A 24,029-nucleotide genomic window follows, 5' to 3' on the forward strand; every position below is an offset into this window, starting at 1 on the left:
CGGCGGTAACGCCTGGCTCAAGCGTCAGGCAGTGCTGCGATCACCATAATTTCTACTTTCCACTCGGGCTTGGCCAGCTTGGCTTCCAGCGCCGCGCGTACCGGCGGACGCCCCGGCACCACCCAGGCTTCCCACACGTCGTTCATTTCCGCAAACTCCGCCATATCGGTCACCCACACTTGAGCAGAGATCAGGTGCTCTTTAGAGGTGCCCGCCTGCGCCAGCAGCTCATCAATGCGCGCCAACACCTGCTCGGTTTGGCCACGCATGCCCACCGTGGCGTCCGCAGGTACTTGGCCCGCAAGGTAAACCGTTCCGTTATGAACAGCCACTTGGCTCATACGTGCATTGCTTTCGTGATAGGTCACGCCCATGGGGGTATCTCCAGCGAAGATGTGTATGTTATTGAGTTGATGTGCACTTAAGCACCGCATTTATACGATGCTTGGCGGGATTCAACAATAGACATGGTACGGCTGGCTGTTGTTAACGTGGAGGGAACAGCAAAAACCCCCAGCAGCCTTGCGGCTGCTGGGGGTTTGTTTAGTCATGCATTAGGTAATGGAGTAGTTGGTGTTCCAGTTGTCATCGAGGAAGTTATTGAGATCTAGGTTTTCGAAGTTGGCTAGCGCCTGCGTATCGAACTCAGTGCCTATGTCCTCAACGCGGAATAACTGGGCATTTTCTCCGCTCGCGTCTTCATTAGCCAAGAGATAAACGACCTCGTCATCCTCTAAGCCAAGTTGATCAAGCCACGTAAGATCCGCAAAGCTCTCGGTTGTGAAAACGGCGAAGGCTTCCTCCGCGCCAAGAGCTCCGCTTATGGGGTCTTTTACAAACCCTGGAGAGGTTCCACGAAGTGATGCGAATTCATCTGCTGTCAGGTCAATAAATACCTGATCAAAGCCAGGAGCATCCCCCACCCGGAAATCAGTAATGAGATCAACCTCACCGTCCGGCTGTCCATTAATGGCAAACGTTTTGGAGAGTTGAGAAATACTACCGCCTGGCGCAAGTTCTGGACGTTCTTCAAAACCACCTAGACCTAATGACAGCTCTAGATCTTCGATATCACCAGGGGTGAGAGCATCGTCAACAACATAAATAGTCGCTGCATCACTCACCAAAAATTCGGCTGGCTCACCACCATTACCAACAATATTCTGCGTATAGATGTTCTCGAACGTATCTTGAACAATCCAAGAGGTTAGAGAAGGTAGCGACACGTCACTATTGACCGCACCATCAATCAGCGTTGTCGCCGTATCGTAGAGGCGCTCTGCGGCATGAACATCTAATGCGCCTGCCTCAAAGAGCGGCGCCTCAGTATCAATTGCATAGGCAGCAGGGATATCTTCACCGCTGAGAAAGCGCTCAACCAGCTCACCCAACGGATAAGAGACCGTCAGGCCATCTTGGTTGAAGTTATCTAAAACACTTAGTGCTTCAAAGTCCTCATAACCAATTTCTGGCACATCGACACGTACACTATCAGCATCTGTCACTGCAGTTTCGACGATAGAAGCAATAAGATTCTCGGCACTATCTTGTACTGACCAGCTAAAGAGCGCACTGCGATCCAAATCAGCAGTATTGTCAGCATCCGCCAACACAGCATCAACCGCTTCTAACAAGGCAATGACTTGGCTAACTGTTTGAGCGTTGGCTGGGCTAAATACTGTCGAAGATTCAACTTGGTAACTACCTGGACGTTCTACTGCTTGCCCAGGTAGCACGCCGCCACCATCTACGAATTCAATCGCTTGCTGCAGCGTATACTCGACACTTGCCGTATCAAGGTTCACATTCTCCAATACTAAGAATGCTTCGTACTGCTCAGGAGTGAGCGTTGCACCCGCCGGTAAGTCGAGGGTAATGCTATCAGCACCAGTCACCCATGCCTCTGCCCGTGCATTGAATAGCTCTACAGGGCCAGCATCAGCAACCGTCCACGTTTGAAGCTGCTCAACCGACACGTCATTTCTGTTAAGCGCGCCATCCACGATTTCTTGTGTTTCTGTATAGCGTGCCTCGGCTCCTGAAACGCCTGATAAGTCAAAATTTGGAATATCTCCCTCATTAGGAAGAATCTGATAGTTTTCAGTAATCCCTTCGATCTGAGCAAGCTTACGAGTTTCAGTAAACGTGAAACTGACCGGCGTTTCACCTAAGACAAAATTATTAAAATTGTCTCTAAGTTCCTGAGCAGTTGATGACGTTATCACATCATCATTGACCGACACTTCAGCGGCTTCTGAAAGGCGCCCATTTGTGTCTGCAGCACCTAGTATTGCAACTGCACTGTCGAGGACGGTCCAGCTATAAAGCTCATCTAAAGCTGCGCTATCTAATCGCGCATTCCTTGCAGACTGCCCGCTTTCATCCACGATTAAACTAACAGCATTTCTGTACTCTAAAGCCTCCTCAACGGATAGTGCTTCAGCCAAGTATGCTGCTGCATCGTCAATAATATAATTCGCCGCCAACTCACTATTAGCTTCTAGATAAATACCCACCGCTTCTTCAAGCGTATATGTCTGAATTTCAAACCCAGGAATCTGCTCTAGAATGCCGTATTGATCAAACGTAATAACCGTCGTGTCGTTTATTTCGACCAGCGTCGCATCCTCTATGTGCGGAGGATGTTGATCACCGTTATTAGCGTAAGCCGCCACAATATTAGACGCGCTATCTAACACGCTCCACTCGTAGATATCCGTCACGGCCAAGTCGTCACTGCTGCTATTCACGAGCTCCTGTACAGCGCTGTAATACCCTGCTGCCTCGGCCACATTGATATTGCCTTCGCCAACGGCTTCGTCAATGTCGAACACGTCGCGAGTAAAGAAGAAGCGGTCGGCTAGATCGTCTGGAGCGGCAAAGGTGTTGTCAGTTTCGTCAAACACGTAGGCCAGCGTGTATTCGACCTCGTTATAATCAAAGCCATTGGCACCTAGCTCTACCACCAAGGCGTCGTACTCAGCGGCTAGAATGTTGCCATCTGCACCGCCATTGGCCGCAAGGATGCTGCCTGCGCCTTCAAGTACTTCCGGAATACCGCTTGTACTGCTCTCAATGACATCAAGAATATTGCTGGCAGAGTCGGTGATGCTCCACTCGTAAACGGTCTCGAAATTTAACGTATTACGTGAGCCTTCAAGAATACCTTTGACGGTTTCAATTTCCGTTAAAGCATTCGCAACACTCAACGCCCCGTTGGTATTTGTGTAAGTAGTATTGGCAGTAATGGAGTAAAAATCACTGGGTGCCAGCACACCGTTGGCTTGAGCTGAGACCGCTGCTGCTAAGTCGGCATAAGTGACAGTGGTGCGCGCGGCATTTTCTCCCGCTTCCAAGCTCAGCGCGTCACCCACAGCAGCCAGCAGCTCTTCGTACTGAGCTTGCGTGATGGTGGTACCTGTCACACGCACCGTTTCAGCATTCACAATGGCATCGTCGCCAAACGCATCATCACCGGCGTTGACGTTACTGATACCGTTGAGCAAGTTGCTAATGGAGTCTTCGATTTGCCACACCACTGCATCGCTTGCCAGCAAGGCCGCCTGGTTCTCTGCGCCCGCAATGATGGCGAAATAGCTCTCACCCTGGTCGACTGTCCATACGGCGTCGAATGCTGTATCCAGATCGATCACGTAGCTGTCGACGAGTGGGCCATCGCCAGCATCGATGACGGAGATGGCGTTAGCCAGCGTGTACTCCACCAGCTCACCAAGCCGAACGTAGTTAAATTCAGCGGCACTCAGCGCTTCGAACTGCGCAATCGTAATGATGTCGTCATTTACGTTCACTGCATCCGCACGGACAAGGTGGGGAACGTTACCCGCTTCTAAAATCGTGGAAGCGCTATCGACGACCGTCCAGTTGAACAACTCATCGGCATCGGGCGTTTGAGTGTTGAGCGCCCCATCGAGAATACGCTCAACCGCTGCCAGCGTTGTGGCAGCAGCGTCGACGCTGACCTCACCGGCTTCAAAGGGCACGGTGGTATCGATGTCATAATTGGCGGCCAATTCATCGGCATTGACGGCATTTTCCAGCGTGTAGCGAACGATGGTCGTGCCCAGCTCGAAGTTGTCCAACGTGTTGATCTGGTCAAACTGAGCAGACGTGATCACGCGATTGCTCGCCGACACTTGATTCGCCTCGATCACATGCCCTTGTTCCAGGTCGGCAATAATCGCATCAACGTCATCGCGAATGACCCACTCAAATAGCGTGAGCGGCGGCTGGTTGTTAGCGCCTTCCAATACCCGGCTAACGTCGGCGAATGCGGCTTCTGCCTCGGCCACGGTGACCGTGCCTGCGTTCAGCACTGTCTGAAGGTCGATGATGTAATTGCTAGCGAGCGGATCGGCATCCAGCGCTTCGGCCAGGGTGTAATCCACCTCGGTCTCACCAAGCACGAAATTCGCCAAGCCATTGAGCTGTACGAATTGAGCAGGCGTAATGATCGCTTCCGTCACGCTGATACTGTTGGCTTCGGCGATTTGCGGGCGCGCGGCGGGCGTTCCTAAAATCGTGTCGAGGCTATCGACGATGTTCCACTCTAACAACAGGTCACGGGTGAGGTTGTCGCTGTCGGTGTTTTGGGCAAGATCCAGCAGTATGCGGGTGCTGTCGATCAGCTCGGCGGCTTCCCTCACGGTCAGGTTACCGGAGGAGAAGGGGGTGCTCGGGTTCAGGGTGTAGTTGGCAGGCATCACGTCGGTCGCTAACGCTTCTTCCAACGTATAAGGCACGACCGTATTGCCCAGATCAAAATTGTCGAGGGTATTAAGGTCAGCGAACTGATCCGGACGGATGGTGGCATTGGTCAGCGTCACGCTCTGCGCACCCACCACCTCCGGGCGACCTAAACCACCGCTCACCAACACGTCCTCGGCATCCGCACGCACCGACCATGTGTAGAGGTCAGCTAGCGCAATAGGCGCAGTGGCGACATCAAAATCTCCCGCTAGCACCGTTTCGACCAGCGCTAATTGGTTGCCTGCCGCCGTGAGCCCCAGCGTGCCAGCGGCAAAGGGCTGGTCGGGGTTGATCAAGTACTGAGCGGGCAGTTCATCGTTGGCCGCCAACGCTACCGCCTGCTGTAGCGTGAAATAGGGCACTTCGGCGCGGGAGTCGATCGTTTCGGACAGTTCGCTGTTAGGGTCTTGGGCATCCTGCTGCGCATCACGCAGTGGGTTGTTGTTACCGTCGCGGTAGGCGTCGACATTGAGGCCGTCACTGGCATTATCGATGGCGTCCAGGGCCTGCTTGACCTGTCCTGCAATGGACGGAAGCGCCAGCGCATCGGCCATCTCTTGGTTGGTCAGCTCGCGGTCGGCGTCGCTGGCTTGATTAAAGGCGCTCGCCAGGCGCGATAAGGCATCGGCGCTGCTGATGCCTGCCGTGGCCGCCATCGCTAACACGCTCGCCACTTTTACGCCCGCCACCAGCAGATCGACATTCGGCGAGGACTCTGCCAGCGGATCGGTCGTCGTTAGATCGATCCGCTGGTCGAGCCCTAACGACGTTTTGATGGCCGTTTGGGCGTCAGCGTCGTTCAGGCCAAATTGCTCGGAGAGCTGCACCATCAGCGTGGTCAGCGGTGTGATGACCGTCGCGTCTTCAGGGGCCCGTAGTACGCCGGTAAATGGTAGACCCGTAGCAATATCGACACCGCCAGTCGCGGTCAAGATACCGCTGCCCTGCAGACCGCTAAAGAAGCCATCGTCATTGGTGGTGACTTGGTTCGAATTTACGGCCCGGGTGACGGTCGCGCCAGAGATATAGCCATCGACCACATAGCCGCTAAGAGTGGCCGGACCAGCATCGCCACCGCCACCGCCGCCCCCACCGCCTGCAGCGGCAGCCCCCACGGCAATAGCACCACCCCCTATATAGAGCCAAGGCGGAATGTCACCAAACGAGCTGACCGGCTCGCTGCTACTACTGCTTGCGGTGCTAGGGAAGCTGCTGGTGCTTGAGGTATCGGTGGCGAAAGAGGCGCTGGGCACAAACAACAAACTGCCGAAATCCTCGCCACTGGCGATGCCTTGCTGCAGAGCATTGCTCGGGCTGATCAGGAATAAATCGCCTTGCTGCACCAGCGCGCCGCGCTCGATGACCATTTGCGTGCCGTCGGCACGGGTGACCATCACGTTGCCGTCGGGCAGTCGCTCCCAGGTTTGCACGTCGGGAAGCTGGCTCAGCGGTACCAACAGGCCACTGTCGTTGCCCAATAGCTCCATGAGGGAGTCGACATCGACGACGACACGGCCGTTTTCCAAGGCCACATCGGCGGCTGCAATATCAATGCGCTGGCCGCTGTTCATGATGAGGGTCAGGCTGCCGTTGGGCTGGCGAATCACTTCTGCCACGCCTTGCAGATCATTGACGGCGACCATTTGATCCGCCAGGGCCTGTTGCGCCATCAGTGGCAGCACGAGGGTGGCGGCCATACCGCCCTGTTTCAGGGCTTTTTGATGTTTCGCCATCCAGCGGCGGACGAACGCCATGCGCTCTTGGGGATCAGCCGGTACGTCGATACGCACTACGTCGTCGCGCGTGTTGGCCAAGAAGTCCCAATCACGGTGAGACTCTTGGGCGCTGACCCTGACACCGTTGAGCAGGTGGCCACTCATAACGCCGGGTTGCGTTGACTTAAGCATATCGGCTGATGACTTCGCCATTGAGCACATCTCCACTGAAGGTTCGCAAGCGCGTTGCGCCAAACGTTTTTATGAAAGACAGGCGTTGGCCGCCTTAGCGCCCTCATCAATCGTGGATGACAAGAGGCGATTAGATAAATAGGCTCAAGTATTTCACAAAGAGGCAGGAAATAAACCCGTAAAAAGGCGGGGTAATGCAAGGCTTCACAGGATTAAAGGCATCATCACGGGCAAAAACGTCCACTGACGTCAATGTTAGGCACAAAAAAAGGGCCTAGCGATAAACGCTAGGCCCTTGAATTTGGTGCCGGTGGCCAGACTCGAACTGGCACACCCGTAAAGGCGGCGGATTTTGAATCCGCTGCGTCTACCAATTCCGCCACACCGGCAATGGATGCGCATTATACGTAGATAACCCACTAGGTCAATCACATCGACTGACTTTATCCACCTAAAGCGCTATCCTAGGCGGCTTGTTTGACCACTGAAAAGAGCTTCTTCACATGCAGCGTGCGGATTTCCATTTCGAGCTACCCGATGAGCTAATTGCCCGCTATCCGTCCGAACAGCGCAGCGATTGCCGTTTACTGTGTGTGGATGGACAAAGCGGTGCGCTGGACCATCGCCGCTTTCCCGACCTGTTAGACCTGCTAGAACCGGGCGACCTGTTGGTGTTCAACGACACGCGAGTGATTCCCGCTCGCCTGCACGGCCACAAGGCCAGCGGCGGCAAGGTGGAAATGCTGCTGGAGCGTCCGCTGGATAGCCACCGAGGGCTGGCGCACATTCGTTCTAGCAAGTCGCCCAAGCCGGGCACCGAGCTGATTTTCGAAGGCGGCATTCATGCCGTGGTGGAAGGCCGCCGCGATGCACTGTTCGAACTGCGCTTTTTAGGCGAGACGCCGATGATTGCGCTGCTGGAAAAGCACGGCCACATGCCGCTGCCCCCTTATATCACTCGGGAAGACGAGCTAAGTGACCGCGAGCGCTACCAAACCGTCTACGCTCGCCGGGACGGGGCCGTCGCAGCACCGACCGCGGGGCTGCACTTCGATCAGCCGCTGCTGGATGCTTTGGCCGAGAAAGGCATCAACAGTGCTTTCGTGACACTGCACGTCGGCGCAGGCACCTTCCAGCCGGTGCGGGTGGATAACATCCTCGAACACCACATGCACAGCGAGTGGATCGAGGTCACCGAGGCCACCTGCCAGCAAATTCGCGAGACGCAAGCCGCTGGCAAGCGCGTGATTGCCGTGGGGACGACGAGCGTTCGCTGCCTGGAGAGCGCCTGTATGAAGAGCAGCGATGGCCAGATTGCGCCCTTCAGCGGCGACACCGATATCTTCATTTATCCCGGTTACGAGTGGCGCTGCGTGGATGCACTGATCACCAACTTCCACTTGCCCGAATCCACCCTATTGATGCTGGTGTCGGCGTTCGCGGGCTATGAGCACATCATGCAGGCTTACCGTACGGCGGTCGAAGAGCGGTACGCCTTTTTTAGCTATGGCGACGCTATGCTGCTGACCCGCTAACCGCCGCGCCTACCGATCGATCAACGAGTGACTGTCATGCGAAACGAATGTTTTATGCGCTTCGAGCGCCTCGCCGAAGATGGCCGCGCGCGCCGTGGCCGCCTGCACTTCCCACGCGGCACGGTGGAAACCCCCGCGTTCATGCCGGTCGGCACCTACGGTACGGTCAAGGGCATGACGCCCGAGTCGGTCAAAGAGATCGGCGCAGAGATCATTTTGGGCAATACCTTCCACCTTTGGCTGCGCCCCGGCACCGATGTGATCGAAGCCCACGGCGACCTGCACGACTTTGCCCAGTGGGATAAGCCAATCCTCACCGACTCCGGCGGCTTCCAGGTGTTCTCGCTTGGAGAGATGCGCAAGATCACCGAGCAGGGCGTGCATTTCCGCTCGCCGGTGGATGGCAGCAAAGTGTTCATGGGGCCGGAAGAGTCCATGGCGGTGCAGCGCTCGCTGGGCTCTGACGTGGTGATGATCTTTGACGAATGCACGCCCTACCCGGCCACGTTCGAAGAGGCCGAAAAATCCATGGAGCTGTCGCTGCGCTGGGCCAAGCGCTCCCGCGACGCCCATGGCGATTCGCCCTCGGCGCTGTTCGGTATCATTCAAGGGGGCATGCACCCTGAGCTGCGTGAGCGCTCGCTCAAGGGGCTTTTGGAGATCGGCTTCGATGGCTTGGCCATCGGGGGCCTCTCCGTGGGCGAACCCAAAGAAGAGATGATCAAGGTACTCGATTACCTGCCCACCTGGATGCCGGACGACACCCCGCGCTATCTCATGGGCGTGGGCAAGCCGGAAGATCTCGTCGAAGGCGTGCGTCGCGGTGTGGATATGTTCGACTGCGTGATGCCCACGCGTAACGCGCGTAACGGCCACCTGTTCACCTCCGAAGGCACCGTCAAGATTCGCAACGCCAAGCACCGCTTCGACACCCGCCCGCTGGATGAAGAGTGCGATTGCCATACCTGCCAGAACTTCTCCCGTGGCTACTTGCATCACTTGGATCGTTGCAACGAAATGCTGGGCTCCATGCTCAATACGATCCATAACTTACGCTACTACCAGCGGGTGATGGCTGATTTGCGCGCGGCAATCGAAGCGGGTACATTGACGACCTTTGTGGAAAGCTTCTATGCAAGGCGCGGCCTCCCGGTGCCACCCCTTGCGGGCGCTACTACCTAATCCCTTTATGGCCGCCCGCCGCTGCGGGTGGCGTAACTCGCTCACCCATTGAGTGTTCTAACCCAGGAGTTCCCTGCAATGCTGGATTTCTTCATCTCACCAGCCCATGCCCAAGAAGCCGCTGCTGGCGGTGGCATCGCGCAAATCGTCATGCTGGTCGGCTTCGTGCTGATCTTCTACTTCCTGCTGTGGCGTCCGCAAGCCAAACGCGCCAAGCAGCACAAGCAGCTGGTCTCTAGCCTTGCCAAGGGCGATGAAGTCGTCATCGGCGGCGGTCTGGTTGGCCGCGTGACCAAAGTCAGCGACGAGTTCCTGACCCTGGAAGTCTCTGAAGGTACCGAAGTCAACGTGCAGAAAAACGCCGTTGCCGCCGTACTGCCTAAAGGCACCATTAAGTCCATCTAACGCTTGCACTCCCCCCTGCCGACCCAGTGCCAGCCACCCCGGCAGGGGTGACATGGTAGCGTCGATGGTGAACGTTGCTGTGCCCAGCCTGTCTGTGCACAGCGATTCCGTTTGTAATTGAAGGCAGGGCTTGCATGCTCAACCGTTACCCCCTGTGGAAGTATCTGCTGATACTGGTCGTCCTGGTGGTTGGCCTTATCTACTCGCTTCCCAATCTATTCCCCGCAGATCCCGCCATTCAGGTGAGCGATGCCCAAGGCGACGCGCTGGATGAACGGCAAATCACCCGCGTTGAAGAAGCGCTCAGCGAGCGCGACATCGCCGTCAAGGCCGTCGAAGAGACCAACGGCCAGTGGCTGATTCGCTTGCAAAGCGACGATGATCAGCTCGACGCGCGGGATATCGCCGCAGACGTGCTGGGTCCCAACGCGACCGTTGCACTCAACCTTGCCGATGCCACCCCTGGCTGGCTACAAGCTTTTTCTGCTTCCCCGATGACGCTGGGCCTCGATTTACGCGGCGGCGTTCACTTCCTGCTGGAAGTGGATATGGACGCCGCGCTGACCCAGCGCCTCGAAGTGAACGCCAGCGCCATGCGCGAACTGCTGCGTAGTGAGCGTATTCGCTACCGCAACACCACCATTGAAGAGCGCTCGCTCTCTATCGACTTCGCCAGTACTGAAGACCGCGATACCGCCCGCCGCTTGATCAGCCGCGACTTCCCGAACTTCGAGTACACCAGCGAAGGGGATGGCCGTGCTTCAAGCCTTGTCATGACGCTGAGCGATGTCACGGTCAACGAAATCCAGGACTACGCCATCAACCAGAACTTGACCACGCTGCGCAACCGCGTGAACGAGCTGGGCGTGGCCGAGCCCATGGTACAGCGCCAAGGGCCGAGCCAAATCGTGGTCGAGCTACCCGGCGTACAGGACACCGTGGCCGCCAAGCGGATCGTGGGCGCGACGGCCAACCTCGAGTTTCGTCTAGAAGCGCGCAACGATACGCCGGATGCCGAAACCGAACGCTTCGAGTTTCGTAACGACCCGGCCCGCTCAGCGGAGCTGATGCGGGATGTGATCATTACTGGTGACAGCGTCTCCAGCGCCAGCAACAGCTTCGACGAAAACGGTCGCCCCCAGGTCAACATCAACCTGGATGGCACCGGCGGTACGCTGATGAACCGCGCTACGCGCACCAACATTGGCCGCAACATGGCGGTGCTGTTCATCGAGCACAAGAGCGAAGATCGCATCGAGGTCGACCCTGAAACCGGCGAAGAGACCATCGTTCGGGATCCCTACACCGAACGCGGCTTGATTAGCCTAGCGACCATTCAGAGCGCACTGGGTAACAGCTTCCGGATTACTGGCCTCGACTCCCCTACCGAAGCCGCCGAGCTGGCGCTGCTGCTGCGTTCAGGCTCGCTCGCTGCGCCGATCTACTTCGTTCAGGAGCGTACCATCGGGCCCAGCCTGGGCGCTGAAAACATCGAACGCGGCCTGCTATCGGTTCAGATCGGCTTGCTGCTGGTCGTGCTGTTCATGCTGGTGCGTTACAAGGTGTTCGGCGTGTTTGCCAACATCGCGCTGGCGCTCAACTTGACACTGCTGGTGGCCGTGATGTCGATGCTGGGGGCGACGCTCACCCTGCCCGGCATTGCCGGTATCGTCCTGACGCTAGGCATGGCGGTGGACGCCAACGTACTGATCTTCGAGCGGATACGTGAAGAGCTGCGCAACGGCATGTCGATTCAGCAGGCCATTTACGCGGGCTACGAGCGGGCGTTCACATCGATCGTGGATGCCAACATCACCACCCTGCTGGTGGCGGTGATTCTATTCTCGATTGGCACCGGGCCCGTGAAAGGCTTTGCCGTCACGCTATCGATCGGCATCCTGACGTCGATGTTCACTGCGCTGATGGTGACGCGTGCCATGGTCAATTTGGCCTATGGTGGCAAGCCCGTCAAAAAGCTGTGGATCTGATATCGATGAGATCACAACACGCGCTCAGCACAGAATTTAAGAGGTGGTCATGAAACCCCTATCCCAACTGCGCATCGACTTCATGGGGCGGCGCAACCTAGCGTTCATCGTCTCCGCCGTGATGTTGATCGTCTCGATTGGTGCCATCGTGTTCCAGCAGCTCAACCTGGGCTTGGACTTTACCGGCGGCACCCTAGTGGAAGTCCGCTACGGCGCCGCACCGTCTCTGGACGCCATTCGTCAACTGTTGGAAGACAGCGGCTTCCAAGATGTGTCGGTGCAAACCTTTGGCGCGTCGACCGAAGTCTTGATTCGCCTACAGCAAGCCTTCGACGGCGATGTGGGTAACGAAGTCGTCAATCTGCTGCGGGGCAACGGCGATAGCGTCAATCTGGTTCGCGCCGAGTTCGTGGGCGCCCAGGTAGGCGACCAGCTACGCGATCAGAGCGGCCTGGGGCTGCTCGTGGCACTGGGCGTGGTCATGCTCTACGTGGCCTTCCGCTTTCAGTACAAGTTCGCCCTCGGCGCCCTGCTGGCTCTGCTGCACGATGTCATCATCGTGGTAGGCGTCTTCGCCGTGTTCCAGCTCGACTTCGACCTCACGGTACTGGCCGCGATCCTGGCAGTCATCGGCTACTCGCTGAACGACACCATCGTCGTGTATGACCGCATCCGCGAGACGATTCGCACGTCGCGTATCGACGATATGTCGCAAATCTTCAACGAAGCGATCAACGCCACGCTGTCGCGTACGCTGGCTACGTCAGGCACCACCGTGCTGGTGCTGCTGGCGCTGCTGCTGCTGGGCGGTGACATGATCGAAAACTTCGCCATCGCTCTGCTGGTAGGCATCGTGGTGGGCACGTTCTCGTCTATCTATATCTCCGGTGCCCTGCTGATTCCGCTGAAGCTCTCTCGGGAAGATCTCATTCCCGCTAAGAAAGAGGTGGATGAAGAGGAAGAAGAGCTGCCGTAAGCACTCAAAAGCAGCCAACGAAAAGGCCCTGCCGGGATTACCCGGCAGGGCCTTTTTACTACCGTTTTATTGACTACTCACTACTCACCACGCAGCGCGACCGCGCCGCCAGTGATTAAAAGTGCGGCGCCAGCTGCTTGATCAATGCTTTGTAGAGACGCGGGCCAGCGGCCATCAATTGGCCTTCGGCATTCACGCTCGGCTTGCCGTCCGGGGTACCCATCAGCGCGCCGGCTTCTTTCAACAGTAGCGTCCCGACCTGCATGTCCTGCTCTTCGAGCCCCAGGACGAAGACGCTGTCGACACGGCCAGCGGCCAGTTCGCACATATCCAGCAAACCACTGCCCGTCGCCAGCAGCGACTCTACCTGCGGGGCGAGCTGTTGGGTAATGGTCAGGTACGCGGGGAGATGGCTCGGACGCAGCCAGGTTTCCGGCAGGCTCATCGCCATGCGGGTCGCAGGAATCGCGGTGGGCTTGCTCACGCGCATGCGCTTGTCGTTGTGCTGAGCACCGCGGCCACGGCTGGCGATATATTCGTCATCACCAAAGGGAGAGATCACCACCGCATGCTCGGGGCGACCTTTAACGAGACACACCACTGAGAGTGCAAAGCCCTTACCGGCTACCGCCAGGTTGGAGTAGCCGTGCAGCGGTTCGATTTTCCACACGATCTCTTCCCCTTCGCCTTCGCCCGCTTTATGGGGCGTGTAGCGGCCGGTGAAGCCGTGCTGCGGATAGCCGCGCTGCAGCTGCTGAACGATGGTCGCCTCGGCTTTGCGTGCCGTGTCTTCTAGCAAGCGGTCGAGGTTGAATTCTTCATGGGCGTTTTCGATGCGTTCGCGAACGCGTAAAAAGTGCTCAACGGCGCCGCGCGCAGCGCGCAGCGTAAATTGGACCATCGGATTCATGATCGGGCCTTGTCACAGTGATGTTAAAGAACGGGTCAGACGCCATACGCCTTTTGGCGGGCAATTCTAACAGAGCCCCCTCGGGCATGCCATCGACTCATGCTAAACTGCGCGTTTTACGCATTTGAAGCGGGCTTACTATGCTTGAGCGCATCCGAATCGTTCTAATTGGCACCAGCCACCCTGGCAACATTGGCGGCGTGGCACGCGCCATGCACAACATGGGCTTGGCGGATCTCGCCTTGGTCGCGCCTCGCTGCGACGTGATCACCCAAGACAGCATTTCCCGCGCCTCCGGTGCCGACCACCTACTGCACCAAGCCACGGTGCACGCCACACTGGAAGATGCCGTGGCCGACTGCACCCTGGCAGTGGGCGCCAGCGCTCGCTCGCGCACGCTGCCCTGGCCGATGATCTCGCCTCGGGAGCTGGCCGAGCGCCTGCCGGGCGAGTGCCAAGCCGACAACGCCTGCGTGGCGCTGGTATTTGGCCGTGAAGATAGTGGACTGACCAACGCCGAACTGCAGCGCTGCCACGCCCACGTGCATATTCCCACCAACGCGGAATTTAGCTCGCTGAACCTTGCCGCCGCGGTGCAAGTGGTGGCGTATGAGTGCCGTATGGCATGGCTTAGCCAGGCCGATGCCCCCCAGGTGGCGGATGACAACGACGAGCGGGCGACCCACGAAGAGCTCGAGCGCTACTTCGAGCACCTAGAGCGCACGCTTATCGCCATCGAGTTTCACGATCCTGCCCAGCCGCGCCAGCTCATGGCACGCTTGCGCCGCCTCTACCTGCGGTCACGGCCCGAAAAGATGGAAATGAACATTCTACGCGGCATTCTTTCGGCGACTGAAAAGGCCGCCCAACAGAGCGAGACGCAGCGTATGAATAAAGAGAGTCGCGACAAACTCGACTAACCCGTCACGGCGCCCTCGTCGCAAAAGGCGCCAGCAAAGCGGCCATGGCCTAAACTTGAAGTTACATCGACGCGCCCCAACATCGCCTTATCGATTGCCGCTTTGCACTCAACCAATTCCAATACCGTATTGCTGCCGCCTCCCCTATCGCCCAAGGATCACCCATGTTTCAACGCCTGCGTGAAGACATCAATAGCGTTTTTGACCGCGACCCTGCGGCACGTAACTTTCTTGAGGTACTAACCAACTATCCTGGCCTGCACGCCTTACTGCTGCACCGTTGCAGCCATTGGCTATGGAACAAGAACTTCAAATGGTTGGCACGGACGCTATCGACCTTCTCCCGCTGGCTGACCGGCATCGAAATTCACCCGGGCGCGACCATCGGGCGACGCTTTTTCATCGACCACGGCATGGGCGTGGTGATTGGCGAAACCGCCCGAGTGGGCGATAACGTCACGCTCTATCAAGGCGTGACGCTAGGCGGCACTAGCTGGAACAAAGGCAAGCGCCACCCTACGCTGGAAGATGGCGTCATCGTCGGTGCTGGGGCCAAAATATTGGGGCCATTTACCGTGGGCGCCGGGGCCAAGATCGGTTCTAACGCAGTGGTTACCAAAGAAGTGCCAACGGGCGCCACCGTTGTGGGCATTCCCGGCAAAATCGTCAAACGCGCCGACCCGGATGTGGAAGAAGCGCTGGACGTCGACCCGGCCCGCCGTGAAGCCATTTGCCAGAAATTTGGCTTCGATGCTTATGGCGTTAGCCAAGACATGCCCGACCCCGTGGCGCGCTCGATGCAGGCCATGCTCGATCACATGCACGCCGTGGACGAGCGTATCGAACGCATGTGCTCGACGCTGCGCAAACTGGACGCCAACTACCGCGACGGCCAGCTCCCCGCCCTGCGGGATGAAGACTTTGCCGATATTCTGGAGGAAAACGACACCGGTTGCCCCGGGCTTGGTCGCGCCGCCCAGGAGCGTAGCGATACAGCGGCGGAGGACAGCGCTTCCCGCAATAGTTGACCAAAGCACTCAGGATTTCCATAATGGCGCAACATTTGCTGCCAGTGCGCTGAACGCTCAGCGACGAGGTACCTGTCATGCGCTTGACCACAAAAGGCCGTTACGCCGTTACCGCCATGCTGGATTTGGCGATCAACGCCCCCAGCGGCCCCACCAGTCTGGGGGACATCTCCCAGCGCCAGGAGATTTCACTCTCCTACCTGGAGCAACTGTTTGCCAGACTGCGCCGGGCGGGATTGGTCAGCAGCGTGCGCGGGCCAGGTGGCGGCTACCTGTTGGCCAAAGCGCCCGAGGCGATCAGCGTGTCCCAAGTGATCGATGCGGTCAATGAAACCGTCGACGCGACTCGCTGCCAGGGGCTATCCGATTGCCAGCAGGGCGATACCTGTTTGACTCACCATTTATGGTGCGAGCTATCCGGGCAAATCCGCAGTTTTCTCGACGATATTACGCTGGCGCAACTGATACAGCGCCCGGATGTCATCCGCATCGCTACCCGTCAAAAACAGCGGGTCGAGGCGGGCATCCTCGCCTCATCTCCTTGACGGCCTTTACTGCACGCTGGAACCCATGACGATGACTGCTACTCCCTCGCTGCCCATTTATCTCGATTATGCCGCCACGACGCCGGTCGATGATCGCGTGGCCGAGGTCATGCAGCGTTACCTCACGGTCGACCAACTCTTCGCCAATCCCGCCTCCCGTAGCCATATGCTGGGCTGGCAAGCCGAACAGGTGGTCGAGCAGGCGCGCCGCCAAGTGGCCGACATGATTGGCGCCGACCCGCGTGAAATCGTGTGGACCAGCGGTGCCACCGAAGCCAACAACCTCGCGCTGATTGGCTTCATGCGCGCCAACCGCGAACGTGGCATGCACCTTGTTACCTCCACCATCGAGCATAAAGCCGTGGTGGATACCGCTAAGGCACTGGAGAGTGAAGGCTTCGAGGTCACTTGGCTGCCCCCCGGCCGCGACGGGCGCGTGACGCCCGAACAGCTGCGCGCCGCCATGCGCGACGATACGGCGCTGGTATCGCTCATGACGGTGAATAACGAACTGGGCAGCATCAATGACATTGCCGCTTTGGCAGACGTCGCCCATGACTTTGGCGCGGCCTTTCATACCGATGCCGCGCAAGCGGTAGGACGAGTGCCGCTCGACGTCATCGCCCAGCATATCGATTTGATGTCGCTCTCGGGCCATAAAGCCTACGGCCCCAAGGGTGTTGGCGCGCTGTACGTGAAGCGCCACCCAGACATTCGCATCGAAGCGCTGATTCATGGCGGCGGGCATGAGCGCGGCATGCGTTCCGGCACGCTGCCCACCCATCAGATCGCCGGGATGGGGGAAGCCTTTGCCGTCATGCAGCAGCAGCAGGACGATGACCAAGCGCGCATCACCGCGCTACGCGAGCGCTTGTTAAGTGGCTTGGCCGATCTGGAGGGCGTCGTTCCCAACTCGCCATCCGAGAACGTCGTTCCCAACATCGTCAATCTGGCCTTCGAAGGTGTCGATGGCGAGGCGCTGTTGATGGCACTGCGGGACGTCGCGGTATCCACCGGCTCGGCCTGCAACTCGGCCAGCGTCGACCCCTCTTATGTTCTATTGGGCATTGGCACGCCCCGTCGGCTGGCGCTCTCATCGCTACGTATCAGCGTTGGGCGCTTTACCCAAGCGGCCGAGATCGACCACGCACTAACCTTACTGCGCCACGCGGTGAGCGGCTTACGTGCCAACGCACGTTAGGCGGCTGACGCTCTCCTGACGCACGGCTAACGACTTCTCAAAGGAGAACGCTCCATGGCAACACTGAACATTACCCCCGCTGCGGCTGAACAGATCCATCGCGTACTCGACGAGCGCGGCCAAGGCCTGGGCCTTCGGGTATCGGTCAAACCCAGCGGCTGCTCGGGTTACAGCTACGTACTGGACTTCGCCGACGAAGCCCAAGCGGACGACGTGCGCTTCGAAGCCCACGGTGCCAGCGTGTACGTCGCGCCAGACGCGGTAGAGATGCTGGACGGCAGCGAAGTGGATTACGTCAACGAAGGCTTGAACCGCTTTTTCCGCTTCAACAACCCCAATGTCAAAGATCAGTGCGGCTGCGGTGAAAGCTTCACGGTCTGAACCACCCGCCAGGACGGTTGCGCACATCACCGGTATTCATCCCCACCGGGAGGCGCTATAATCGCGGCCACTCGGCAGCCGCTGCCACCGACGGCCCTAGCCGACCACTTTTTTCCTGCGCCGCCCCGGCTTTCCGGGGCGGCAATTTCTGCTTTATCCCTTTTAAGGAGATTTCTGCATGGCGACTGAACGTACTCTTTCCATCATCAAGCCCGATGCCGTTGCAAAAAATGCCATTGGCGACATCATCGCTCGCTTTGAAAAAGCCGGCCTGCAAGTCGTAGCCGCCAAAATGCTGCACCTCTCTGAAGAGAAGGCAGGCGGTTTCTACGCCGAGCACAAAGAGCGTCCCTTCTTCAAAGACCTGGTTGGCTTCATGACCTCTGGTCCGGTCGTCGTACAGGTACTGGAAGGCGAAGGCGCCATCGCGAAAAACCGTGAGCTGATGGGTGCCACCAACCCGAAAGAAGCCGCTCCGGGCACCATCCGCGCCGACTTTGCGGAAACAATCGACGCCAACGCTGTCCATGGCTCTGATTCTCCGGAAAGCGCCGAGCGCGAAATTAGCTACTTCTTCGGTAACGACGAAATCTGCCCGCGCTAAACCAAGCGCCGCCGTTTCAACCTTCGTTGCCGGCCATTTTCGCGGGGGCTCTGCCCCCGCCTCTTTCTGAACGCTGACCGCCATGACCACCACCGTAGCTCAACATACGCCTGCCACTCACACAACGCCCGATAGCGCGACGACCGAACACGCGTCTCCCGCTCGACAGAACCTGCTGGGTCTCTCCCGCGAGCAGATGGAAGCGTTCTTTTTGTCGATCGGCGAAAAGAAGTTTCGCGCCACGCAGGTCATGAAGTGGATTCACCAGGAGGGTATCGACGACTTTACGGCGATGACCAACCTGTCGAAGCCGCTGCGCGACAAGCTCGCCCAAGTCGCTGAAATTCGCGGCCCAGGGGTTGTCTACGAAGGCACGTCCAGCGACGGTACCCGTAAATGGGTGTTAGAGGTGGAAGATGGCAGCTACGTCGAGACGGTCCTGATTCCGGCCGAGAACGGAAAGCGGCGCACGCTATGCGTCTCTTCCCAGGTGGGCTGCTCGCTGGACTGCAGCTTCTGTTCGACTGGCAAGCAGGGGTTCCAGCGTAACTTGACCGCCGCCGAGATCATCGGCCAGGTGTGGGTCGCCCAACGCAGCGTGGGCCCGCGCCGTGATACCGCCAACCGCCCGGTGACCAACGTGGTCATGATGGGGATGGGCGAACCGCTGCTCAATTTCGATAACGTCGTGCCTGCCATGAAGCTGATGCTCGACGATAACGGCTACGGGCTCTCCAAACGTCGCGTCACGCTCTCCACCTCTGGCGTCGTGCCGATGATGGACAAACTAGGCGACGAACTGGATGTGAGCCTTGCCATTTCGCTGCACGCCTCCACCGATGAGCTGCGCAACGAACTGGTGCCGATCAACCGTAAGTACAACATCCGTGCGCTGCTGGATGCCTGCCACCGCTATCTGGCCAAGTGTCCCGATAACCGTCAGGTCACCATCGAATACACGCTGATCAAAGACGTCAACGATCAGCAGGAGCACGCTGAGCAGCTCGCCGCGCTGCTTAAAGAACTGCCGTGCAAAATCAACCTGATTCCGTTTAACCCGTTCCCGAATTCAGGTTATGAGAAGCCTTCACGTAACCAAGTGATGCGCTTTCAACAGTGGCTGTACGATCTAGAGTACAACGCCACCGTGCGGACCACCCGCGGTGACGACATCGATGCCGCCTGTGGTCAGCTGGTAGGCCGTGTGAAAGACCGTACCAAGCGCAGCGCACGCTACATTCAGTCCGTGCAGCTCGACGCTGACTAACCGCTGCTGTCTTGACTTCCAACCGACACAGCGCTTTGATGGACACGTTTTTTGCCGGGCGCTCGCCAAGCGTCCGCAGTACGGCACTGGCTCAACCGTTTCGACTCAAGAGGGCGTAGATGATCGGTCACCGCAGGCGCATTACCTCCATCAGGATGCCCATGCTGTCCGTGCTTGCTGGCAGCCTGCTGCTGGCGGGCTGTGCCACCTCTGGCCAGGGGGTCCGTACTGATGCCAATCCCGATGCGGTAGATGCCTATACCCAGCTTGGCGTCGCCTACCTAGAGCGTGATAACCTGCCACGCGCACTGAACGCCCTCGACCGCGCCCTGGAGTTGAACCCGCGTCATGCGGAGGCACTTCAAGCGCTTGCGCTGGTCTACCAACAGCAAGGGGAGAGCGAGCTGGCCAACCGTTACTTCCAGCAGGCGCTGGATGCCGAGCCATCGTTCACCCGCGCGCGTAACAACTACGCGGCGTTTTTGTATCAGCAGGCCGAGTTTTCCAAAGCCTGCGAACAGTTAGAAATGGCATCCCAAGATGCCCAATATGCCAATCGCGCCCAGCTCTTTACCAACCTGGGCCAGTGTTATTTGGCCATCGACGAATTGGAAAAAGCGCGCGAACGTTTGCAACGCGCGCAAAGCATCGACCCGCGCAACCCACGCGGGTATTTAATGTTAGCCGAACTGGAAGTTTCGCAGGGCAATTATGATCAGGCCTGGGCACCGCTGCAGAACTATTTGCAGCTAGCGGGCCCAGACCCAGCGGCACTGGAAATGGCGATCGATGTCGCCCTCGCCCGCGGTGACGACGCCGCGGCTGCCGACTACCAGCGCTTGCTAAACAACTGATTGCCGCCCTGATCACCACATTATTGAAGGATGCTCAGCTATGAGCGACACACAGTTACACGATAGCGTTACTACGGCCCACAGCACGGCAACCCCTGGTGAGTTGCTCTCTCGTCAACGCGAATCGCTCGGCGTCCCGCTGGCGGATGCCGCCCGCGCCCTCAATCTGCGCCCGGCCGTGGTGGATGGCCTGGAGCGTGATAATTACGAAGAGATTCCCGTTGCCGCGTATCGTCGCGGCTATTTGCGTGCCTATGCCAAATACCTGGGCATGGATGACCGCGTGGTGCTCGACGCTTATCAAGCCCGCCACGGCACCAGCGACGCGGAACGCAAAGTCACGCCGGTCGCCGTCACCAAGCCCCCCTCCAAGGTCGGCGCGTGGCTGTTCAAACTGGTCACGCTGCTGGTGATCGTCGGGTTGATTGCCGTGACGGTGGCTTGGTGGCAGAGCCGCGGCGGCAGCGAGCCGCCGAGCATCGGCGCCTCCCCCGCCATGGAAGAGAACGACGCCCCCATGAGCGAACCGTCCCCTGAGCCAGCGCCCGAGCCTACCCCGGTGGTCACGCCTGAACCTGCCGTCACCGAAGAGCTGACGAGCGATGCAGCCAGCGACGCGTCTACCGACAGCGCCTCCAGCGACGACAGCACCGCGCCCGTGGCTGACACTGACGAGCGCGTACAGGCCACCGAAGAAACGCCTGACGCCCAGGTGACAGAAGCCGAAACCGACGCTCCGACCGCCGACGCAGACGCGCCCGAAGACACCGTCGCCGAGGCCGCCCCGGCGACCAATCCCAACCTGCTCGAGCTGACGTTCAACGAGCAGTCCTGGACCGAAATTTTCGATGCCAACAACCAACGCGTGTTTGTCGGTCTGCAAACCCCCGGCACCACCGCGAGCGTTGAGGGCGAGCCGCCTTTTCGTTTAACCGTCGGCAACGCCACCGGTGTAGAACTGCGCTACCAAGGTGAGCTCGTCAACCTTGCCGAGCGCGCCGGTGCCAATAACGTTGCCCGCTTTACCCTGGGAGAGTGACCCGTCTTATGCACGCCCCTTCTCCGATTAAACGCCGTCTGTCACGCCAAATTCATGTTGGCAATGTGGCCGTGGGCGGCGATGCGCCGATTTCCGTACAGAGCATGACCAACACCAACACGCTGGATGTGGACGCCACCGTCGGCCAGATCCAACAGTTGGAAAAAGCGGGCGCGGATATCGTCCGCGTCTCCGTGCCGGATATGGACGCCGCTGAAGCCTTCGGCAAAATCAAACAGCGCGTAGCCGTCCCACTCGTTGCCGACATTCATTTCGATTACAAAATCGCCCTGCGCGTCGCTGAGCTAGGCGTTGACTGTCTGCGCATCAATCCCGGCAATATTGGCCGGGAAGATCGCGTACGCGCTGTGGTAAGCGCCGCCCGCGACCACGGCATTCCAATCCGTATCGGGGTGAACGCCGGATCGCTGGAAAAAGATCTGCAGAAGAAGTACGGCGAGCCCACGCCTGCGGCACTGGTCGAGTCCGCCATGCGCCATATTGACCACCTGGACCGCCTCGATTTCCAGGAGTTTAAAGTCAGCGTCAAGGCCTCCGATGTCTTCATGGCCGTCGCCGCATACCGCGACTTGGCTACCCGCATCGAGCAGCCGCTGCACCTGGGTATCACCGAAGCAGGCGGCCTGCGTTCGGGTACGGTGAAGTCCTCTATTGGCCTTGGCATGCTGCTGATGGACGGTATCGGCGATACCATTCGCGTCTCGTTGGCCGCCGACCCGGTTGAAGAGGTCAAGGTCGGGTTCGATATGCTCAAGAGCCTGAAGCTGCGCGCCAAGGGCATTAACTTTATCGCCTGCCCCAGCTGCTCGCGGCAGAACTTTGACGTCATCAGCACCATGAACCAGCTCGAAGAGCGCCTGGAAGACGTGATGACACCGCTGGACGTTTCGGTGATTGGCTGTGTGGTCAACGGCCCCGGCGAAGCCAAAGAGACCGATATCGGCCTCACCGGCGGCTCGCCTGCCAACCTGGTCTATATCGATGGCAAACCGGCGAGCAAGCTGCGCAATGACCACCTCGTCGACGATCTGGAAAAGCTGATTCGCGACAAAGTGCGTCAAAAAGAGCAGCAGCAAGAGAACATGATTGCGCGCAGCGTTTAACGTCCCAGTGGCTGAAAGAGGCGGTGTGAGCGTCCCGCCTCGTGTGCTGCCGCCCCAAAAGGAGTTTTCATTGAGCAAGTCCGCCGCTAAAAAGATTCAAGCCATCCGTGGTATGAACGACCTATTGCCCAGCGACAGCCCTCGCTGGCAATTTTTTGAGGGCAAAGTACGCCAACTCATGCACCGTTACGGCTTCGATGAAATTCGTACGCCGATTGTGGAGCAGACGGCGCTGTTTGCCCGTTCGATTGGTGAAGTCACCGACATCGTCGAAAAAGAGATGTACACCTTCGACGACCGCAACGGTGACAGCCTGACGCTGCGCCCCGAAGGCACCGCCAGCTGCGTGCGGGCGGCCATGGAACACGGTTTGCTGCATAACCAAACCCAGCGGCTTTGGTACCAGGGGCCGATGTTCCGTCACGAGCGCCCCCAGAAAGGACGCTATCGCCAGTTCCACCAAGTGGGTGTCGAGACGTACGGCTTCGAAGGCCCGGATATCGACGCCGAAGTCATTTTGCTTTCGGCACGTCTGTGGCAAGAGCTGGGCTTGATGGAGCACGTCACCCTGGAGTTGAACTCGCTAGGCTCGGCTGACGCCCGTGCGGCCTACCGCGATAAGCTAGTGGCTTACTTCGAGCAGCACCACGATATTCTCGATGACGATTCCAAGCGGCGCCTGACCAGCAACCCGCTGCGCATTCTGGACTCGAAAAACCCAGAGATGGCCGAGATGCTCGACGCGGCTCCGCAGCTGATGGACCACCTGGACGACGAGTCCCGCGCGCATTTCGAGCAGCTCAAAGCGATGCTGGATGCCGCCGGGATTCCGTACGTGGTCAACCCACGTTTGGTGCGCGGCCTGGACTACTACTGCCGCACGGTGTTCGAGTGGACCACCACTGCACTGGGCAGCCAAGGCACCGTGTGCGCTGGCGGCCGCTACGACGGTCTGGTCGAGCAGCTGGGCGGCAAACCCACGCCTGCAGTGGGTTTTGCCATGGGCATCGAACGCCTGATCCTGCTGCTGGACACCCTCGACCTAGTGCCCAACGAAGCGCTGGGCGGCTGCGACGTTTACTTGATGCCGATGGATGACAGCGCCACCGTGGCCGCGCTGACGCTCGCCGAACAGCTGCGCAGTGCGCTGCCTTCGTTACGCCTGCAGCTGCACTGCGGCGGCGGCAGCTTCAAAAGCCGGATGAAGAAAGCCGATAAAAGCGCCGCGCCGGTGGCGATTTTGCTAGGCGAGGACGAGCTAGCCCACCAAACCGCCACGTTGAAGTTTTTGCGTGATGATCGCGAGCAGCAGCAAGTGTCCCAGACCGAGCTGGCCGACGCGCTTCGCGAGTTACTGTCGAACGTACCGTCTCACTAACATCGCTGCCCAGCACCG

Annotated in this window: 19 protein-coding genes and 1 tRNA gene; 16 read left to right on the forward strand and 4 right to left on the reverse strand. The window is 58.7% G+C overall.

The genetic code is table 11. The annotated features are described in order from the left end of the window. Positions 1-17 precede the first annotated feature (17 nt). The 3 genes from NH398_RS13900 to NH398_RS13910 all read right to left on the reverse strand — a co-directional run bounded on the left by NH398_RS13900 (position 18) and on the right by NH398_RS13910 (position 7,063). Positions 18-374: a RidA family protein gene (locus NH398_RS13900; protein ID WP_253019017.1), complete on the reverse strand. Its 357-nt coding sequence runs from the start codon at positions 372-374 to the stop codon at positions 18-20. A gap of 180 nt (positions 375-554) precedes the next feature. Further along, positions 555-6,695 carry a calcium-binding protein gene (locus NH398_RS13905; protein ID WP_253019018.1) on the reverse strand — a complete coding sequence of 2,047 codons (6,141 nt, stop codon included), beginning with the start codon at positions 6,693-6,695 and terminating at the stop codon, positions 555-557. 281 nt (positions 6,696-6,976) lie between these two features. Then, positions 6,977-7,063, reverse strand: a tRNA-Leu gene (locus tag NH398_RS13910). A 114-nt stretch (positions 7,064-7,177) separates the two neighbouring features. On the opposite strand from NH398_RS13910, the gene queA reads away from it, so the two are divergent. The 5 genes from queA to secF all read left to right on the forward strand — a co-directional run bounded on the left by queA (position 7,178) and on the right by secF (position 12,760). Next, positions 7,178-8,209, forward strand: coding sequence for a tRNA preQ1(34) S-adenosylmethionine ribosyltransferase-isomerase QueA (gene queA, locus NH398_RS13915; RefSeq protein ID WP_253019019.1), 1,032 nt, complete (start codon positions 7,178-7,180; stop codon positions 8,207-8,209). A gap of 36 nt (positions 8,210-8,245) precedes the next feature. Further along, positions 8,246-9,391 (forward strand): tRNA guanosine(34) transglycosylase Tgt, encoded by a 1,146-nt coding sequence (gene tgt, locus NH398_RS13920; RefSeq protein WP_253019020.1) that lies wholly within the window; start codon positions 8,246-8,248, stop codon positions 9,389-9,391. A 78-nt stretch (positions 9,392-9,469) separates the two neighbouring features. Then, entirely contained in the window at positions 9,470-9,796 is a 327-nt protein-coding gene (gene yajC, locus NH398_RS13925; protein WP_159341199.1) for a preprotein translocase subunit YajC, read from the forward strand. Between the two features lie 134 nt (positions 9,797-9,930). Continuing rightward, complete coding sequence (gene secD / locus NH398_RS13930; protein ID WP_253019021.1) at positions 9,931-11,784, forward strand: protein translocase subunit SecD; 1,854 nt, start codon at positions 9,931-9,933, stop codon at positions 11,782-11,784. Between the two features lie 49 nt (positions 11,785-11,833). Beyond that, a complete protein-coding gene (gene secF / locus NH398_RS13935) occupies positions 11,834-12,760 on the forward strand; it encodes a protein translocase subunit SecF (RefSeq protein WP_159341197.1) in 927 nt (308 codons plus the stop codon). Between the two features lie 115 nt (positions 12,761-12,875). On the opposite strand, the gene NH398_RS13940 is transcribed toward secF, so the two are convergent. Continuing rightward, positions 12,876-13,670: an inositol monophosphatase family protein gene (locus NH398_RS13940; protein ID WP_253019022.1), complete on the reverse strand. Its 795-nt coding sequence runs from the start codon at positions 13,668-13,670 to the stop codon at positions 12,876-12,878. A gap of 140 nt (positions 13,671-13,810) precedes the next feature. Here NH398_RS13940 and trmJ point away from each other — a divergent pair, with 140 nt between their 5' ends. The 11 genes from trmJ to hisS all read left to right on the forward strand — a co-directional run bounded on the left by trmJ (position 13,811) and on the right by hisS (position 24,011). Further along, positions 13,811-14,590: a tRNA (cytosine(32)/uridine(32)-2'-O)-methyltransferase TrmJ gene (gene trmJ, locus NH398_RS13945; RefSeq protein WP_253019023.1), complete on the forward strand. Its 780-nt coding sequence runs from the start codon at positions 13,811-13,813 to the stop codon at positions 14,588-14,590. A gap of 146 nt (positions 14,591-14,736) precedes the next feature. Further along, a complete protein-coding gene (gene cysE, locus NH398_RS16830) occupies positions 14,737-15,618 on the forward strand; it encodes a serine O-acetyltransferase (protein ID WP_366070684.1) in 882 nt (293 codons plus the stop codon). 77 nt (positions 15,619-15,695) lie between these two features. After that, positions 15,696-16,163: a Fe-S cluster assembly transcriptional regulator IscR gene (gene iscR / locus NH398_RS13955; protein WP_159341193.1), complete on the forward strand. Its 468-nt coding sequence runs from the start codon at positions 15,696-15,698 to the stop codon at positions 16,161-16,163. Positions 16,164-16,194: 31 nt separating this feature from the next. Next, positions 16,195-17,364: an aminotransferase class V-fold PLP-dependent enzyme gene (locus NH398_RS13960; protein WP_159341192.1), complete on the forward strand. Its 1,170-nt coding sequence runs from the start codon at positions 16,195-16,197 to the stop codon at positions 17,362-17,364. Between the two features lie 54 nt (positions 17,365-17,418). Continuing rightward, complete coding sequence (locus tag NH398_RS13965; protein ID WP_159341191.1) at positions 17,419-17,745, forward strand: iron-sulfur cluster assembly accessory protein; 327 nt, start codon at positions 17,419-17,421, stop codon at positions 17,743-17,745. Between the two features lie 178 nt (positions 17,746-17,923). Next, positions 17,924-18,349 carry a nucleoside-diphosphate kinase gene (ndk, locus tag NH398_RS13970; RefSeq protein WP_159341190.1) on the forward strand — a complete coding sequence of 142 codons (426 nt, stop codon included), beginning with the start codon at positions 17,924-17,926 and terminating at the stop codon, positions 18,347-18,349. 82 nt (positions 18,350-18,431) lie between these two features. After that, a complete protein-coding gene (gene rlmN, locus NH398_RS13975; protein ID WP_253019025.1) occupies positions 18,432-19,616 on the forward strand; it encodes a 23S rRNA (adenine(2503)-C(2))-methyltransferase RlmN in 1,185 nt (394 codons plus the stop codon). Positions 19,617-19,735: 119 nt separating this feature from the next. Then, a complete protein-coding gene (gene pilW, locus NH398_RS13980; protein ID WP_253019026.1) occupies positions 19,736-20,470 on the forward strand; it encodes a type IV pilus biogenesis/stability protein PilW in 735 nt (244 codons plus the stop codon). 40 nt (positions 20,471-20,510) lie between these two features. Further along, the gene (locus NH398_RS13985) at positions 20,511-21,509 is read left to right on the forward strand and encodes a RodZ domain-containing protein (protein WP_253019027.1); all 999 of its coding nucleotides are present in this window, start codon (positions 20,511-20,513) and stop codon (positions 21,507-21,509) included. A gap of 8 nt (positions 21,510-21,517) precedes the next feature. After that, positions 21,518-22,633 (forward strand): flavodoxin-dependent (E)-4-hydroxy-3-methylbut-2-enyl-diphosphate synthase, encoded by a 1,116-nt coding sequence (gene ispG, locus NH398_RS13990; protein ID WP_253019028.1) that lies wholly within the window; start codon positions 21,518-21,520, stop codon positions 22,631-22,633. Between the two features lie 70 nt (positions 22,634-22,703). Further along, complete coding sequence (gene hisS / locus NH398_RS13995; protein ID WP_253019029.1) at positions 22,704-24,011, forward strand: histidine--tRNA ligase; 1,308 nt, start codon at positions 22,704-22,706, stop codon at positions 24,009-24,011. The last annotated feature ends 18 nt before the right edge of the window (positions 24,012-24,029 follow it).

Source organism: Halomonas sp. CnH100-B, from assembly GCF_024124605.1.
Lineage (GTDB): Bacteria > Pseudomonadota > Gammaproteobacteria > Pseudomonadales > Halomonadaceae > Vreelandella.